This window comes from Arthrobacter sp. 05T444, assembly GCF_056395905.1.
Genome location: NZ_JBFTKK010000009.1, coordinates 1 through 14,046 on the forward strand (window position 1 = coordinate 1; position 14,046 = coordinate 14,046).

Annotated in this window: 10 protein-coding genes and 1 pseudogene; all 11 read right to left on the minus strand. The window is 65.3% G+C overall.

Annotation, left to right across the window (positions count from 1 at the left end; genetic code table 11):
- Positions 1-410: pseudogene (locus AC1DD3_RS10440) on the minus strand (bifunctional D-altronate/D-mannonate dehydratase); the annotation flags it as partial.
- A gap of 48 nt (positions 411-458) precedes the next feature.
- The gene (uidB, locus tag AC1DD3_RS10445; RefSeq protein WP_476881587.1) at positions 459-1,880 is read right to left on the minus strand and encodes a glucuronide transporter; all 1,422 of its coding nucleotides are present in this window, start codon (positions 1,878-1,880) and stop codon (positions 459-461) included.
- A 58-nt stretch (positions 1,881-1,938) separates the two neighbouring features.
- The gene (uidA, locus tag AC1DD3_RS10450) at positions 1,939-3,795 is read right to left on the minus strand and encodes a beta-glucuronidase (protein ID WP_476881588.1); all 1,857 of its coding nucleotides are present in this window, start codon (positions 3,793-3,795) and stop codon (positions 1,939-1,941) included.
- Between the two features lie 188 nt (positions 3,796-3,983).
- Positions 3,984-5,417, minus strand: a complete 1,434-nt coding sequence (locus tag AC1DD3_RS10455) for a mannitol dehydrogenase family protein (protein ID WP_476881589.1) — start codon at positions 5,415-5,417, stop codon at positions 3,984-3,986.
- Positions 5,414-6,820 carry a glucuronate isomerase gene (gene uxaC / locus AC1DD3_RS10460; RefSeq protein WP_476881590.1) on the minus strand — a complete coding sequence of 469 codons (1,407 nt, stop codon included), beginning with the start codon at positions 6,818-6,820 and terminating at the stop codon, positions 5,414-5,416. Before uxaC ends, AC1DD3_RS10455 begins: the two co-directional genes overlap by 4 nt.
- A 162-nt stretch (positions 6,821-6,982) precedes the next feature.
- Complete coding sequence (locus AC1DD3_RS10465) at positions 6,983-8,044, minus strand: LacI family DNA-binding transcriptional regulator (protein WP_476881591.1); 1,062 nt, start codon at positions 8,042-8,044, stop codon at positions 6,983-6,985.
- A gap of 140 nt (positions 8,045-8,184) precedes the next feature.
- The gene (locus AC1DD3_RS10470) at positions 8,185-9,351 is read right to left on the minus strand and encodes a Gfo/Idh/MocA family protein (protein ID WP_230119331.1); all 1,167 of its coding nucleotides are present in this window, start codon (positions 9,349-9,351) and stop codon (positions 8,185-8,187) included.
- A gap of 57 nt (positions 9,352-9,408) precedes the next feature.
- Entirely contained in the window at positions 9,409-10,245 is an 837-nt protein-coding gene (locus AC1DD3_RS10475; RefSeq protein WP_476881592.1) for a sugar phosphate isomerase/epimerase family protein, read from the minus strand.
- 117 nt (positions 10,246-10,362) lie between these two features.
- Positions 10,363-11,238 (minus strand): ATP-binding cassette domain-containing protein, encoded by an 876-nt coding sequence (locus tag AC1DD3_RS10480; RefSeq protein ID WP_476881593.1) that lies wholly within the window; start codon positions 11,236-11,238, stop codon positions 10,363-10,365.
- Positions 11,235-13,103, minus strand: a complete 1,869-nt coding sequence (locus AC1DD3_RS10485) for a dipeptide/oligopeptide/nickel ABC transporter permease/ATP-binding protein (RefSeq protein ID WP_476881594.1) — start codon at positions 13,101-13,103, stop codon at positions 11,235-11,237. The genes AC1DD3_RS10480 and AC1DD3_RS10485 overlap by 4 nt, the downstream gene beginning before the upstream one ends.
- The gene (locus AC1DD3_RS10490) at positions 13,100-14,041 is read right to left on the minus strand and encodes an ABC transporter permease (RefSeq protein WP_476881595.1); all 942 of its coding nucleotides are present in this window, start codon (positions 14,039-14,041) and stop codon (positions 13,100-13,102) included. Before AC1DD3_RS10490 ends, AC1DD3_RS10485 begins: the two co-directional genes overlap by 4 nt.
- Positions 14,042-14,046: the final 5 nt, after the last annotated feature.

Genomic DNA, 14,046 nt, shown 5'->3' on the forward strand with positions numbered 1-14,046 from the left:
TCGCGGACCGAGTCGAACAGTGAGGGGATGTCCGCGCCGGAGGCGTGGCCGTAGGCGCGCAGCCCGTTGCGGGACGCCCCGCCCAGGAGCTGGTAGACCGGCATCCCGGCGACCTTGCCCTTGATGTCCCACAGCGCCATGTCCACCGCTGCGATCGCGGCCATCGTCACCGGGCCGCGGCGCCAGTACGAGGACCGGTACAGGAACTGCCAGGTGTCCTCGATCCGGTGCGGGTCCTTGCCGATCAGCAGCTGCGCGACGTGTTCCTTGAGGTACGCGGCCACGGCCAGTTCGCGGCCGTTCAGGGTGGCATCACCGATGCCGGTCACGCCGTCCTCGGTGGTGATCCGCAGGGTCACGAAGTTACGGGAGGGGCTTGTCACGAAGACTTCCGCGGCAATGATTTTCACAACAGGTCCTTTCGAGCGGGGGGGCTGGGTCGAGGCTGGTTCTGGAATTTAGTTGGAGTTGGGCGCGAGCGGTTTGGCGGCAGCCCTTGAGGCGGCGGCTTCCGAGGATGCGGCAGCCGTTCCTTCGGCTCCGACTTGTTCACTGGTGCGGCGTGCCCGGATCTCGGTGAGGATCTCGGCGTGCATGGCGTCTGTGAGGTTGTACTTGGACATGACCAGGACGGCCAGGATGGTCAGCACGGCGGGGATGGCGCCGGCCGCGAGCTGGATTCCGAAGATGGCGTCGGCGGTCTGTGCACCGCCGGACTTGTAGCCGCCCAAGGCCAGTGCGTAGGCGGCGAGCGCGCCGCCCACAGCCTGGCCGGTCTTCCGGGTAAAGGAGAACAGCGCGTAGGTGATGCCCTCGGTCCGGACACCGGTCTTCCATTCGCCGTACTCCACCGTGTCGGCTTCCAGGGCCCACACCACGATGTTGACGGCGAGGACGCCCACGAGGCTGACCACCAGGCCGGTGAAGCCGATCCAGACCTGGCTGGCAGGGGTGAAGAAGATGATGGCGCCACCGATGACGGTGAGCAGGGACGAGTAGATGTACACGCGCTTCTTGCCGACGCTGCGGACCAGCTTGGGCATGAAACCTGCCAGCACGAACGTGACGACCAGCTGAATGATGGACAGGACCGGATACAGGTCGAGGCGGCCGAGGACGTCGCGCAGGTAGTACAGCTGCACGGAGGTCAGCGCGAGGTAGCCGGAGAGGAAGAAGAAGGAGCTGATGCACAGCATCAGGAGGGGCTTGTTGCCCTTCAGGGTTTCCATGCTCTGCTTGAGGGACACGTTCGGGACCGCGCGGTGGACGCGTTCCTTTGCGGTGAGGACTGTGAAGAAGTACAGGGCCGCGCCGATCACGACGAATACCATCGTGATGGTGGTGAAGGTTGCCTGCAGGTCAGCGCCGGGCTTGATGAGCGGTGCCACGAAGATGCCGAGGGCCGAACCCACCAGCAGGCCGCCAACCATGCGTGCCGATCCCAGCTTGGCGCGCTCCCCCGGGTCCTGCGTCATGGCGCCAGCCAGGGAGCCGTAGGGGATGTTGACCAGGCTGTAGGCCAGGCCAAGGGCTGCGTAAGTGACGTAGGCGTAGAGCAGGGTGCCGGACTCGCCCAGTTCGGGGACGGAGAAGGTTGCAACGCTTAGGAGCAGCAGCGGGATGGAGCCGAACATGATGAATGGACGGAACTTCCCGAAGCGCTTGCTGAAGCTACGGTCCACCATGCGGCCGGCAAGGACATCGGCGAACGCGTCGAAGATCCTGACGGCCAGCAGCAGGGTGCCGGCAGCGGCGGCGGAAATGCCCGCAACGTCTGTGTAGTAGACGAGGAGGAACATGGTGGCCGTGGTGAAGGCCAGGTTGTTGGCGGCGTCGCCGGCGCCATAGCCGATGATGTTCAGTTTGCTCAGTTTTTTCATGATTGGGCTCCTTTACCCGGTGCCGTCCCCGCGGGGCCGGCGAAAAATGATGAAAACGTTAGGGGGTGGTGGTGCCCGCTATGGTTTTGTCGCTGCCGTTCTTGACTCCGGCGAGCGCGGTCCAGCGCTGGCGCAGGGCGAATGCGGCGGGTTTGGGCCGGCGGTCGCGGGTGAAGACGCCCTTCTTGTTGCCGTCCACCCGCATGATGCCGTTGGACGTTTGGAAGTCTGCGAAGTTCCACACCTGCTCGCCCACCATGGCTTCTACCCGGTCGAAGACGCGGTGGTACATGGTCAGGAAGGCTGCCTGGTATTCCTCGCTCCAAGGCTGCTCATAGATGGAGTGGAAGCCGGGCATGGTGTCCGGTCCGTACTCGGTCATGATCATCGGCTTGCCGTACTTGGCTTCCCATTCCCGCAGCTCCTTCTCCAGGACCTGCTCCGCTGTTTCCAGATCCCCGTTGTTCAGGTACCAGCCGTAGTAGCGGTTGAGCATGATGACGTCGAAGAGGTCGCCCAGCAGTTCCTTGTCCGGGGTGTCGAACATGACGTTGACGTAGCCCACGGGGCGGGTGGGGTCCAGCTGACGGGTAAGTTCTGCCAGCGGCTGGAAGTATTCGCGGGCGCCTTCCTCCGAACCGTTGGGTTCGTTGGCGATGGACCAGATCACTACGGACGGGTGGTTCTTGTCGCGGGCCACGAGTTCCGTAATGGCCTGGCGGTGGTTCGCGGCGGTATTGGCGTCCACGCCGCCGTCGACGTACGTCTTTTTCGCTATGCCGCCGAACACGGCGCCGAAGCCAAGGTGCAGGCCCACGGCAGCGGTTTCGTCGATCACCACGATGCCGTGGCGGTCAGCGAACTCCATGACTTCCTCGGCGTACGGGTAGTGCGAGGTGCGGAAGGAGTTGGCGCCCACCCAGTCCAGGAGCTGGAAGTCGTTGACCATCTGGGCGTTGCTGTGGCCCTTGCCGATGGCGACATGGTCCTCGTGCATGCCGAAGCCGGTGAAGTAGAAGGGCTCCCCGTTGATGAGGAATTCCTTGCCGCGTACTTCGACTGTCCGCACGCCCACGGGCAGCGTGTAGCTGTCCAGCAGCCGGCCGCCGTCGTGGATTTCAGCGGTCAGGTTGTATAGGTATGCCGCGCCGGGCTTCCAGAGCACGACGTCGTTGATCACCAGGGCGCCCTCGGCGCCTTCCGCGCGGGACACCTCGACGCCGTCGGCATCCTTGAGGGAAACAGTCACCGTTTCGCTGCCGGAGCCGCCCGCCGTCGCGATGGTGTAGTCAACGGTGCCGGTGGCGCCGTCGAAGCCGGTCACTGCCGTGATGTCGTCCACCGTGACGGCGGGCGTGCTGTAGAGCCAGACGCTGCGGTGGAGCCCGGCGTAGTTGTAGAAGTCATGGAGGTAGCTCTGCTGCCGGCGGCCGTCCTCGGTGACGGTGATGCTGCCCGGCGGGATGGTGGCCTGGGTGAGTTCGTTGTTCACGGAGATCGTGAGCCGGAAAGCCTGGCCCGGGGTGACGTGGTCCGTGATGTCGGCGCTGAACGGCATGTAGCCGCCGGTGTGCTCGGCGACCAGGACGTCGTTCACCCAGACCATGCCTTCGTGGGTAGCGGAGTCGAGGCGGACGTGGACCCGCTCCCCGGCCCAGCCGCGGGGAACGCGCACTTCGCGCTGGTACCAGACGTAGCCCACGTGGTCGCGGATGGCCTTGTCCGGGAAGACGTCGTTGTAGCTGGCCGGAACACCCATTTCGAGGCTGGTTTCCAGCGGAGCCTTGAACCATTCCTGCCGGTGTCCGGCACGGTCGAAGTCCACCTGGAAGCGATAGAGGCCGTCGAGGTTGACCATTTCACGGGTTTCGTTTGCCTGGGGCTTGAGCATTTTGGCGAAGTCCTTACGCGTCATTGCGGGGTGGGTCTGGGGAGGATTGCGGGTGCCCGGGGTCGCGGCCGGGTTTTTGCTCTTGTTGTAATCCTAATCACTTGGCAATCATTTGGCAAGCGGTTGCCATCTTTTTGTTGAAAGTTCATGAAACACTGCTGCCCGACTCCCCGTGATCCGGGAGCCGGGCAGCAGTGCACGTACGGAGGACGCTACGGGAAGACAGCCAGCTCCCCGAACGTTCCGCACAAGTCTGCAATCAGCTCGACGACGGCGGGGTCCCCGGCCAGGGCCGGATCCACCAGGCCCAGCAGGGCACGGATCCGCTCCGCGCCGCTGAGCCGGTTGGCTTCGGCCGCCTCACTAGCCAGCGGATCCTGGAACGCTGCCGCGGCGGCGCTGTAATCCATCCACGCAGCGATCATGAGCGCCGCCGCCGCACCGGACCGCCCCGCTGCACGTTCGGCCCGCAGCACCGGAACGGCGCGCATCCGCAGTTTGGTGCTGCCGTCCATCGCAATCTGCGCGAGGTGGTGGGCAATCCGGGCATTGCTGAAGCGTGCCAGCAACGCAGCGCGGTAAGCCGGGATCTGCAGTTCCGCAGGATTTCCGTCCGGCCCGGAAAGGTTCGCTTCCGCCTCGTCCCAGAACTTTTCAACGGCCTGCAGGCAGAGCGGGTCCGCCAAAGCCTGGGCCACTGTGGTGTGGCCGTGAAGCTGCCCGGCGTAGGCCAGCAAGGAGTGCGCGCCGTTCAGGAGCCACAGTTTGCGGTTCTCGTACGGTTCAATGTCGGCCACGAACACGGCACCGGCGTCTTCCCAGCGCGGGCGTCCCGCGGGGAAATCCCCGCTGAGCACCCAGTTGGCGAAGGGCTCGGCCACCACGGGTGAATTGTCGCGGTAACCGCACGCGGCCTGGACGGCGGCAATGTCCGCATCGGTGGTCCGCGGGGTGATGCGGTCCACCGAGGTGCTGACGAAGCTGATGTTGGCGTCAATCCATCCGGCCAGGCCTGCGTCCCACGCCCCGGCCATGCCCACCACGGCGTTGTGCGCCACGGTGCCGTTGTTGGAAAGGTTGTCGCAGCAGACCACGGCGAGCGGTCCGGCGGCAGCAGCCCGGCGGGCGGCGAGGGCCAGCACCAGCCGGCCCAGCGGCGTCGTCGGATTTCCGCTGCCGGACGCCATCAGCGCAAGGTCGGCAACGACGTCGGACGCCGTCCGGTCGAGTTGCCCGTCGGCGCCGAGTCGGTAGGCAGCTTCGGTGATGGTCAGGGTGACGACGGCGGTGGCGGGCGCGGCAACCAGCTCCGCGAGCCGCTGCACGTCGGCGCCGTCCACGGCCTCCACGATGCTGCTGACCACAGTGAAGGAGTCGCCGCCGTCAGCGCGTTCCACCAGGGTGAACAGCCCGTCCTGTTCGGCCAGCGCCAGCGCTGCGTCGGGGCGTCGGCCGGTGAAGGCTGCGATGCCCCAGTCGGCGGCGTCAGCCGACAGGTGGGTGTACCAGGCCTGGTGCGAGCGGTGGAAGGCGCCCAGTCCCAGATGGACGATCCGCACGGGTGCCTTGGCAGACGGCCTCAGGCTGCGGCTGAGTTGGGGAAGTTCGACGGCGGGTTCCGGCGCGGATTTCAGTTCGATGCTCACAGCTTGAAGACCCTTCGGGGCGAGCCGTCGACGATGTCGACGATCAGTTCATGGGCGCGGTCCTCGCCGACGCGGTGCTCCGCTACCAGCCTGGCCAGGAAGGAGGCCTCGATCCGGCGGGAGGCATCGTGGCGCGCGGGGATGGAGCAGAAGGCCCGGGTGTCGTCGATGAAGCCGGACGAGCGGGAGAACCCGGCCGTCTCCGTGACGGCTGAACGGAAGCGCAGCATGGCGTCCGGTGCGTCCAGGAACCACCACGGGGCACCGAGGTAGACGGACGGGTAGAAGCCTGCCAGCGGCGCGAGTTCGCGGGAGAACACGGTCTCGTCCAGGGTGAAGAGCACCAGGTGGAAGTCCTTGGCGGTGCCGAAGTCCTGCAGCAGCGGGCGGATTGCCTCGGTGTAGTTGGTGGCGACGGGAATGTCGTGGCCTGTGTCTGCACCGTAGGCGTTGAAGGTGGGTTCGTGGTGGTTGCGGTAGGACCCCGGGTGGATGGTCATGACCAGGCCGTCCTCCACGGACATCCGCGCCATCTGGTACATCATGTGGGCTTCGAAGTCGTCGCGGTCCTGCGCCGTGGCCTGGCCCGAGCGGGCGCGGTCGAACAGCTTGGCCGCATCGCCGGCGTCGAGCTTCAGCGTCGCGGGAGTGCGGACGCCATGGTCCGCGGAGACTGCGCCGTGTTCCACGAAGTAACGACGCCGGTTTTCCAGAGCCGTGACGTAGCCGGCATAGCCGGTGGCGCCCTCGCCCGCTGCCGCGATGAGCCGGTCCACGTTCGCGGACCAGGTGGGGTGCGCGATGTTCAGGTAGGCGTCGGGGCGGAAGGTGGGAAGGACTCGTCCGTGGAACGTGGGGTCCTCGGCGATCGCCTTGTGGCTGGCCAGGCTGTCCAGCGGATCGTCCGTGGTGGCCAGCACCTCGATGTTGAAGTCCTTGAAGAGCTGGCGGGGCCGGAAGCCCGGCTCGAGCAGCTTGGCAGATATCGCATCGTAGCTGGCATCGGCGGTCTCGGCGCTGATCTCCTGCTGGAGGCCGAAGACGCTGCTGAACTGGGTGCGGAGCCAGTAGCCGGAGGCCGTTCCCTCGAACAGCGGCCAGGCCTTGCAGAACTCGTGCCAGACGGTACGGGAGTCCGGTTCCCCCGTTGCCGGGCCCTTCAGCCGGTTCAGGGGAACGCCGCTGGCGTGGATCAGCCGCGTGACGTAGTGGTCCGGACTGACCAGCAGCGCTGCGGGGTCCGGGAAAGGGGTGTTGTGCTCGATGACTGCGGCGTCAACGTGCCCGTGCGGGGAAATGATGGGGAGGTCCTGGACGCGCTGCAGGAGGTCGCGCGCAATGCTTCGCGTTCCGGGATCCGCGGGCAGGAGCCGGTCTGGGTTGGCGGCAATCGACTGTGACATAGCTCAATGGTCCGGTCTTCCCCGGGTATTTGTCAACCGGTTGCCAAATATTGCCAGAGTGTCCCGGATTACTGTTCGCTACGGTTCCGGACTGTCGCACCTGCGATCCGGGCCGCGGTTGTCCGAGACCGGCGCGGATATCCGGAAATGCCGCGGACTTGCTCAGCCCGCGGGCAGGAGCCGTCCGCTCGAGCCCCGCAGCACAAGCTCTGTTTCGACGCGCAGGGTGGCGGTCGGCTCCCCTGCGCCGTGCAGCAGGTCCAGCAGCAGCGCGGCAGCGCCGGAGCCGCACTCCCCCAGCGGCGAGCGAACGGTGGTGAGCGGAGGCGTGGTGAAATCCGCCCCGAAGATGTCGTCGAAGCCGACGATGCTGATCTGGTCCGGGACCACCACCCCCGCGGCCTGGAGTTCCTGCATGAGCCCGATGGCCAGGAGGTCGTTGTAGGTCAGCACGGCCGTGGCACCGCTGGCGCGGACGTCGCGCGCCACCTGCCGGCCGCCGTCGACCGTGGGTTTCGTGGATTCCAGCCGCACGGCGTCGAGCCGGGACCATTCGCAGGCGGCCTGCACGCCATCCCAGCGGCGGGCGGACATCCAGGACTGCGCAGGACCGGCAACAAAGGCAACCTTGTGGTGCCCGTTGGCCGCCAGGCTGCGGACTGCCTCGCTGATGCCCTTGTTCACGTCGGGAACCACGCACGGCACGCCGTCGACCTCTCGGTTGATGACCACCACGGGCTTGTCGCGGGCGATGGTCCGGATGTCGTCGTCGTCCATGCGCGGACTGGCAAGGATGAGGCCGTCCACGGTGGCCATCATCCGGCGGGCAGCCGTCAGCTCGGTGACGGCGGACTCGGCGGACTCGGCAAGTACCAGGGTGTAGTCGCGGAGAGTCGCGGTGGTTTCTGCGCCGCGGATGATGTCGAAGAACGTGGGGTTGGTGATGTCCGCGACGATCAGCCCGAAGGTGTTGGTGCGGCCGGTGGGGAGGGCCCGGGCGAACGGGTTGACGTGGTAGTTCAGTTCGGCGGCGGCATCCTCGATGAGTTTCTGCGTCTTGGCGCTGACGCGGCCGGGCTTGCTGAGCGCGCGGGAGACCGTGGACGGATTGACGCCGGCAACCTTGGCAATGTCGTAGATGGTGGCGTTGGATTTTCCGTCCCGGGCGTTCTTCTTGACCGGACCTGTTGGTGCGGCTACGTCCGGCGTCTTGGGTTCAGTCACCGCCCCATCCTAACGAGGAAACAACCCAACCAGGTCGCAGTTGTGGCCGTTTTGAGCGCTCAAACGGCCACAACTGCCAGTTAGTTGGGCGAGGGTTGGCCAGCGGTTGCCGGGCTGGGGTTGCGGGTTGCTGGAAGGGACTAGGAGCGCTCGGGGAACTTGCCCTCGTCCGCGATGCGCTTGTTCAGCTCGGCGAGGAACTCGTCCTCGTCGAAGTCCAGCCCAACCTCCGTGCCGGTCCAGCTGGAGAGGTGGATGGCGTTGGCCAGTCGGACGCCCTTGATGCCGTCCGATCCCGGGGCCAGCAGTGGGGTTCCGTCCAAAATGTTGGCCGCGAAGTTCTCCAGGACGCCGGAGTGCTGCGCGCCCCAGGCGGACTCGAACTCGATGACCTCTGTGGTGTAGTACTCCTCGGGATTCAGCTCGCCCATGAAGAGTTTGCGGACATCGTCCATGTCCATGCCGTCGCTGAGTTCACGCTCGGGCTTCTTCAGGCGCGTCACCGTGGCGGTTTTGGAGTTTTCGACGACGATCTTGCCCTGGTCGCCCAGGATCTCGAAGCGGTCGGTCCCCACGAGGTCGTGCGTGGCCGTCACGAAGACGCCCGTGGCGCCGTTGCCGTAGTCCACGACCGCAGTGACTTCGTCCTCCACTGCGATGTCGCGGCGGAAGCCGTAGGCAACCTTGGAGTAGACGGACTTGGGCACGCCGCAGATCCACTGCCACAGGTCCAGCTGGTGCGGTGCCTGGTTGACCAGCACGCCGCCGCCTTCGCCGCCCCACGTGGCGCGCCATTCACTGGAGTTGTAGTAGCCCTGCGGGCGCCACCAGTTGGTGATGATCCAGTTGGTGCGGCGGATGCTGCCGATCTCGCCGTTGCCGACGATCTCCTTGAGCTTCTGGTACAGCGGGTTGTTGCGCTGGTTGAACATGATGGCGAAGGAGAGCTCAGGCTTGCCGGCGGCAAACTCGTTGAGCTCCCTAACCTGCTTCGTGTAGACGCCGGCGGGCTTCTCCACGAGCGCGTGGATGTTGCGCTTGAGCGTTTCGATGCCCATTTCCGGGTGCAGGAAGTGCGGCACGCAGGTGACCACGGCATCCACGTCGCCGCTTTCCAGCATGGCGATGTAGTCGTCGTAGAAGGCAACCTCCGGGTACGTGGCCGAGGCCAGCTCCTTCTTGGCGGGGTCAGTGTCGCAGATGGCGCCAATCTCCATGTTCGGGACCAGCCCGTCGGTGATGAACCTGGCGTAGGCGCCGCCCTGCTGGCCCAGGCCGATGATGCCCAGGCGTACTTTGGTGCTCACAGTTATTTTCCTTTTCGTTGGTTGAGCTTGTCGAAACCGGATGATCGGGATCAGTGGTTAGAAGAGGCCCGCGTGGCCCATGGCCACCAGGTTGTCGTAGGAGGTCTGCAGGGCATCCCACACAGTGCGGCCGTAGAGTTCGTCCTGCTCCACGAGCATGTACTGGGCGCCGGCAGCCTGCGCGGCCGGAATGATGGCGGGGAAGTCCAGGTTGCCTTCGCCCACTTCGGCGAACTGCACTACGTTCTTGAACTCCGCCATGAAGCCCATAAAGTCCCCGGAGTCCAGCAGCCCGAAGGAGGACTCGGGCAGTTCGCCGATCCGGTAGTCCTTCAGGTGCACCATGGCCGTGCGGCCCGCGTACTTTTCCAGGGTGCGGACAGGGTCGAGGCCGCCGCGCTGTACCCAGTGCACATCGATTTCCATGCCCATGGCGGGGGAGTTCTCGGCGATGATGTCCAGCATGTACTTGCCGTCGAACTTCGCGAACTCGATGTGGTGGTTGTGGTAATACAGGCCGAGGCCCTGCTCCCGCAGGCGTTCGGCGTATTCGTTCGCCTGCTTGGCGAAGTCAATGACTGCGCCAATCGATTTCATGGCAGGGAACGGCAGCATGCCGATCCGAAGAAGCTTGGAGTCGAGGCGCTTGGCGTCATCCACGATCTTGTCGAAGTCGTCCCTGAGCGAGTCACCGGGACGGCCTTGGGGTGTCTCCATGGCCACGGACAAGGCTGCAATATCCATGCCCAGTTCGCTGCGGGAACGCTCCAGTTCAGCGACGTTTTCCGGAGTCATGGGAATCTGGGAGATCTCGACGGCGTTGTAGCCGATCGCGCTGACCTTGCGGAGCGTTTCAAACGCGCCGAGTTCGGTGAAGCTGTCTTTCAACATCATCGCTTGTACGCCAATTTTGGCCACTGTTTCCTCCGTGGTGTTCCGGGCCCCTAAGGGCCATTTTGCCGGTTTCGTGCTGTCACCCGAAGCCGCCGCCCGGTGTTAGGGCGAACGCCGTTAGGCGACGGCGCCGGCCTGTTCAATTTGATGCTGCTGGTTTTCCAGCAGCCGGTGCCGGCCCGCCCGGCGCTGTTCCTGCCGGTCAGGATCGGGGACCGGGGACGCCAGCAGCAGCCGCTGGGTGTAGGGGTGGTCGGGGTCGGTGGTGACGACGCCGGCGGGGCCCTGTTCGACGATCTCCCCGTGGTACATCACGGCGACGCGGTGGCTGATGTGCCGGACCACGTCGAGGTCGTGGGAGACGAACAGGTAGGAAACGCCGGTGTCCCTCTGGATCTGCAGGAACAGGTCCAGCACCCGCGCCTGGGTGGACAGGTCCAGAGCACTGACGGGTTCGTCGCAGACAATCAGCTTCGGCGAGAGTGCCAGGGCCCGGGCGATCGCGACCCGCTGGCGCTGGCCGCCACTGAACTCACGCGGCAGCCGGTGGATGGCGTCCGAGGGCAGCCCCACCTGGTCAAGCAATTCCTTGACCCGCTTCCTGGCCGCTGCCGATTCCATGCCCTGTACTCCGAGTGGCTCGGCGAGGATGGCGCCGATCTCCAGGGCCGGGTTCAGCGAGGTGTAAGGATCCTGGAAGACCACCTGGAGGTCGCGGCTGAGCGTGCGCCGTTGCTTGCGCGTGGCGTGGCTGATGTCTTTGCCTTCGAAGATGATCTTTCCGCCCGTCACCGGGGCAAGGCCGAGGACTGCCCGGCCCAGGGTGGTTTTTCCGGAACCGGACTCCCCCACCAGGCCGAGGGTTTCGCCCTGGCCGATGGAAATGCTGATGTCCGTCAGGGCCCGGAACGGCTTGGCCCGGAACTTCTTGCTGGGATATTCCACAACCAGGTTGTCCACCGTCAGCAGCGGGGCGCTCTCCGTGGTGCTCATGCGACCGGCTCCTTCTGGCTGGATACAAGCATGGACATGGGTTTTTTGCCTTCGAGCATCGATGCCAGGAGAGTCCGGGTGTACTGCTCTTTCGGGTTCCGGAGGATGTCACGGACGGACCCCTCCTCCACGAGCCGGCCGTTCTGCATCACGGCTACGCGGTCGCAGAGGTCCGCCACCACACCGAAGTTGTGCGTCACCAGGACGACGCCGATGTTCAGTCGCTGCTGGAGCTCGCGCAGGAGATCCAGAACGTCGGCCTGAACAGTAACGTCCAGGGCCGTGGTGGGCTCGTCGGCGATCACCAGGTCCGGTTCACAGCTGATGGCGCCGGCGATCAGCACACGCTGGGCCATGCCCCCGGAGACCTCGTGCGGGTAGGCGCCAAACGTCCGGTGCGGATTGACGATTCCGACGTCGGTCAGGAGCTTCAGTCCCCGCGCCGTCGCCTCAGCCTTGGAGATTCCCAGGACACGCACCATGGGCGTGACCAGCTGGTAGCCGATGGTGAAGGCGGGGTCCAGGTTGCTCATGGGCTCCTGCGGAATGTAGGAGATCCTCCTGCCGCGCAGCTTGGACAGCCTCGCCTGGTCGACGCGTTCCTCGCCCGGTGCCACGGTGTAGTTGCCGTCGAACTGGATGGAACCGGCCACGAGCCGGGCGTTGTCTGGAAGCAGACCCAGGATGGAGAACGCCGTCTGGGATTTGCCCGAACCGGATTCACCCACAATGCCCAGGATCTCGCCGCGGTCCACGTGGAAGGAAACGTCGTCCACCACCTTCTTGACGGAGCCGTCTGCCTGCGGGTAGCCGACGCCGAGGTTGGTCACCTTTACCAGGTGGTGCTCGGTTCCGGCGTCCACGGCGGCCACCGACTTACGCGACGGGCGCGCGGCGGCGGGTGCCGGCGTCGAGCCCTTAACCAGAGCCCTGGCGCGGCGGTGCTTGATCTTTTCCCCATCCTCCAGGGCGTCACGGATGGCGTTGCCCAGCAGGACCAGCCCGCCGATGGTCAGCGCCATGGCCACAGCGGGCCAGAACAGCAGGGTTGGGTTCAGGTAGACGTTCTTGAAGCCTTCCGAGAGCATGACGCCCCAGGTGGCCTTGGTGGGATCGCCCAAGCCCAGGAACTCGAGTCCGGACTGGATGGCGATGGCCACGCCGGCAATCGCCGCTGTCTGGATGATGATCGGTGCCCGGACCACGGAGAAGATGTGGCGGGCAATGATGCTGAGGTCGGAGAGCCCGGATACGCGCGCAGCGTCAACATACAGCTCATTCCGCACCGACTGGACGGCCGTGCGGGTCAGCCGGAAGTAGGACGGGCTGATCAGGACGCCGAAGGCGATCATGGACATCCATACCGACGGGCCGAAGGCCGCCCGGATGGTCAGCAGCACGATCAGGCCGGGGAGGCTCATGAGGATGCTGACCACCCAGTTGGAGACCGCCTCGAACTTTCCGGAATAGTAGCCGGCGATCAGGCCGGCCGGCAGGCCGATGACAATGGCGACGCCGGCGCACAGCAACGCCGAAAGAAGCGTCAGCTGCGCACCGAACAGCAGCCGGCTCCAGACGTCGCGCCCGGCGCTGTCGGTTCCCAGGATGTTCACGGAATCTGGTGCGGCCAGGGTCTTGGCAATGTTTGCGTGATTCTGGTCAAAGGGCGCCAGAACGGGCGCGAGGATGGCCAGAAACGAGATCGCCAGCAGAATTACCGTGGCAGCGATGCCAAGGGGGTTCTTGAACAGGCGCCGGATCACGGTGGAGCGGACCACACTGCCGCTCTGCCCCGCGTGATTGGAGGGCGTGGGGGCGGCAGGTGCAGGGGCGGCAGCTGCCGAGGTTTCCACGGAATCGCTCATGACACACGTACTTTCGGGTTGAGCCAGCCATTAAGAATGTCCACCAGCAGGTTCACCACGATCACGACGACCACCGTGTACATCACGACGCCCATCACCACGGGAAGATCCGACTGGCCGGTAGCGGCGACCGCCAGCGGACCCATGCCTGGGAGGGCAAAGATCTGCTCGATGATGACCACGCCGCCAAGCATGCCGATCAGCTGCAGGCTCAGCACGGTCAGGCCGGCCGGAGCAGCACTGCGCAGTACGTGCTTGAAGAGGATCTCGCGCTCACCGATGCCGCGGCTGCGCAGGGTGCGGACATAGTCGCGCTCAAGCTGTTTGATGACCGCGCTGCGGATCTGCTGCGCGCCTCCCGTGACGCCGTTGATCAACAGGGCAATCACGGGAAGGGACATGGAATAGACCCACGCCTCGGCCCCGGAGTCCGGGGAGATGGTGCTGGTGGCAGGGAACAGTCCCATCTGGATGGCCAGGATGGTGACCAGGATGACGCCAATCACGAACCCGGGGATCGAGTCCCCGATGATGGCGCCAACCTGGACCACCCTGTCCACCCAGCCGCGCTTGACGGCCGCCGCCACACCGATCAGTGCGGCGCAGATGGCGATCAGGATCATTGCGGTGAAAACCATGGTCATGGTGACCGGAATCCGGGTGGCCAGGGAATTGGCCACCGGTTCCGAGCTGAACCACGAAGCACCAAGGTTTCCGGTCAGGGCATCGCCCAGCCAGGAGAAATAACGGGTCACCAGGGGCTGGTCCAGCCCCAGCTCGTGTTCCTTCATCGCCACTTGTTCAACAGTGGCCTGGTCACCCAGGATGTTCCTGGCGATGCTTCCGCTGGAGACATAGAGCAGGCAGAAGGTGAGCGCGGAGACCACAAACAGCACCACCAGCCCGCTTCCCAGCCTTTTCGCAATGAACCTGATCATGGTGT

What these genes read in the sequence shown, in the direction of transcription:
- uxaC (WP_476881590.1), bottom strand. Translation starts at nt 6,820, where the DNA reads ATGTCACAGTCGATTGCCGCCAACCCAGACCGGCTCCTGCCCGCGGAT.
- AC1DD3_RS10475 (WP_476881592.1), bottom strand. Translation starts at nt 10,245, where the DNA reads ATGATGTTGAAAGACAGCTTCACCGAACTCGGCGCGTTTGAAACGCTC.
- AC1DD3_RS10490 (WP_476881595.1), bottom strand. Translation starts at nt 14,041, where the DNA reads ATGATCAGGTTCATTGCGAAAAGGCTGGGAAGCGGGCTGGTGGTGCTG.
- AC1DD3_RS10480 (WP_476881593.1), bottom strand. Translation starts at nt 11,238, where the DNA reads ATGAGCACCACGGAGAGCGCCCCGCTGCTGACGGTGGACAACCTGGTT.
- uidB (WP_476881587.1), bottom strand. Translation starts at nt 1,880, where the DNA reads ATGAAAAAACTGAGCAAACTGAACATCATCGGCTATGGCGCCGGCGAC.
- uidA (WP_476881588.1), bottom strand. Translation starts at nt 3,795, where the DNA reads ATGACGCGTAAGGACTTCGCCAAAATGCTCAAGCCCCAGGCAAACGAA.
- AC1DD3_RS10485 (WP_476881594.1), bottom strand. Translation starts at nt 13,103, where the DNA reads ATGAGCGATTCCGTGGAAACCTCGGCAGCTGCCGCCCCTGCACCTGCC.